The sequence below is a fragment of the Moorena sp. SIO3I6 genome, from assembly GCF_010672095.1.
Map to the genome: position 1 here is coordinate 1 of NZ_JAAHHU010000676.1, position 2,464 is coordinate 2,464.

A 2,464-nucleotide genomic window follows, 5' to 3' on the forward strand; every position below is an offset into this window, starting at 1 on the left:
AACGAAAAAGGCAAAAGGTTCTGTAAAACTACTTATGATTCGGGGTAAAACATCATTGTTACTAGAAGTACGTACCCAAAATGAATCTATTGCTGCTTGAAACTTAGAAACTACTATGTTAAAACCGATGATGGAGGGGATTAGCAATTTTTGAACAGAGCGGAGGAGTTTAGAAAATTGCGTTGTTCCTTGTAAGCCTAAGTAGCCCACTAGCATTAAAACCAAGGTAATCATTATGCCACGAGAACCTGTCATGAAGCTAGTAATTGCAACTAACAAAACCTCTGCGATAGTAAGCCATTGCCAAAATAGAGGTTGTTCCATAGTCAGCAGTGGTAGTAGCCAACAAAAGCAACTTGCCAAATAAACTGTGTAGCCAGTTAGGTAGGAGAAAGTTCCTGTTACCCTAACAGCTTGTCCAGCTACGGCAACAGCTACCTCGTCTCTGGCATAAACATTGAGAGGACTATCGGGAGGACTAAAGTATTGGGCGATGGCTAACATCCCCACAGGAATGAGCAGCAGTAGGTAAGAGCGCAGAAATTTATAAAACTCTTCTTCTGAAGGAAACAGATATGGCAACACCCACATCAAAGGGATGTAGAGAAAATAGTTCTTGATTCCAAACAACCCAATTATAGGAGAACCTAAACTTGGGTTGAATGCTTGAAACAAGCACCATGCTCCCGACATGTAGATTAAAATTGTAATTGCTTCAGCTTTAATCACCACTCTTCTTTTCGACTTGGGACGTGAAAAATAGCTGATGTAAGCCCCTATAAGTACAAAGTCTTTCAGAAAGTAGAGCAGTTGACTGGCTTGAGGTAATGCCCATTTACGTATAGCACCTTCTAATACTAATAGCAGAAGTACTATTTTGACGGAGCGACGCCAGTTGAGGGATGAGAGGTAAATGACAACAGCAGCGCCAATTAGACCAAGATAAATAAGATTCAACTAATTGCCTCCTCAAAGACCTGTAAGTAGGCTTTGGCTACTTCTGCTTTTTGATGACGGGATAGATGAGATACTGTTTCTTGGCGGTATTGAGATAATTGGTCAGGCTCTTTCAATAGGTTTGCCAATGTCTGAGTTAAGGCTATAACATCTCCATTGGGAAAGGTTACGCCACACGGACCAATTGCATCTTTTAGACCTCCTCCCTGGGAGCCGATAACAACGCAACCACAGGCGATGCCTTCTAGTGCTACAATCCCAAATGGTTCCTGCCACCTGGATGGCACTACCATAATTTTATGGGCATTTAAGATTTGAGCTAACTCTTGTTCTACTTTTGTTCCTACAAAGTCTATCTGGTTGATAATGTCTAAATCTTTTGCCTGTTGATGTAATTGAGATTCTTCTGCTCCACCACCGATAATTGTTAATTTTGGAGTCAGTCCTATTGATTTAAGATTTGCTAGTGCTTCTAGCAGTAAGTCTACTCCTTTGTCAGAAACTAAGCGCCCTAAAAATACCAGTTCTTTGTCACGAGGAATTTCTGGGATTTCATAGAATACGTCATCCCGATAAGAATTGGGGATTACGATAGATCGTGCTGGGATATACTCAGCTACAGCATTACTGATCGATATGTTAGTGGCAAAGCGACTTACAAAATACTTTAGATAATCCTGCCAACCGAGACTGTTATCAGAACGGCGATACCATGTTTGATGGGTTATGATTAAATACTTAGGAATAATGAACAAAGGCCAGATTCCCTTCAAGCTAACGCAGCCTTGGAAAAACACATCGCACCAATGGGTGAGTTTCAATAGCTGGCGCGCATTGGGTCGTCGGATAACTTCAAAAGGGAACGATTTTGAGTCTGTTGCTGGTGTTTGTGAAACTAGCTTTACTTCATGTCCTTGATCAACAAACTCGTGGGCTAAAATAGAAACGATTGTTTCTAACCCGCCGATACTGGGATAAAAAAGAGGAGAATAAATTATAATATTCATACAGAGATTGTATCTGTATAAGTAGGTGGGCTTAATTATCCGTAAAATAGCGATTGAAATTCAAAATCCTGAAAATATATTTAATACAGGCTTTCAGGATTTTTTTTATTTTGATTTTTAAGGTTTATTTGCCTCATTTGATAGACCTATGCCATCTTGCTAGGTTAATATCATCATTCGGCACGGCAGTAAAGTTAAACTCTGAAGCTGGGAAATTTTCGTCACAGGTAATTCCTAGAGGATATCCACCACTAAAACTTGCTAAATGAAACAGTTTGTAATCAAAATAATGCAATAATTTAAACAGTTCTATGCGATTTGTTCCAGCTAATTTTAAAGCATTATCGTTGCACTCAATCATGAAAGTTGGACGCATAGATTCCAGTAAATGACTACCTCCTGTTAATATAATTTTTTCAAATCCCTCACAATCAATTTTTACTAGGCTGGGATTAATCTTATGTTGCTCAACAATTTCATCTAGAGTTATCGTTTGAACA

3 protein-coding genes are annotated in these 2,464 nt (G+C 39.2%); all 3 read right to left on the bottom strand.

The genetic code is table 11. From position 1 onward, the window contains the following. Positions 1 to 957: hypothetical protein (locus F6K49_RS41295; protein WP_293106884.1), on the bottom strand; the 957-nt coding region annotated here is incomplete at its 3' end. Next, a complete protein-coding gene (locus F6K49_RS41300) occupies positions 954 to 1,964 on the bottom strand; it encodes a glycosyltransferase family 4 protein (RefSeq protein ID WP_293106888.1) in 1,011 nt (336 codons plus the stop codon). The genes F6K49_RS41295 and F6K49_RS41300, both read right to left, overlap by 4 nt. 133 nt (positions 1,965 to 2,097) lie before the next feature. Continuing rightward, a partial coding sequence (locus F6K49_RS41305; protein ID WP_293106891.1) for an FkbM family methyltransferase occupies positions 2,098 to 2,464 on the bottom strand: 367 nt, incomplete at its 5' end.

Coding starts and splice junctions, on each gene's coding strand:
- F6K49_RS41300 (WP_293106888.1), bottom strand. CDS start 1,964: ATGAATATTATAATTTATTCTCCTCTTTTTTATCCCAGTATCGGCGGG.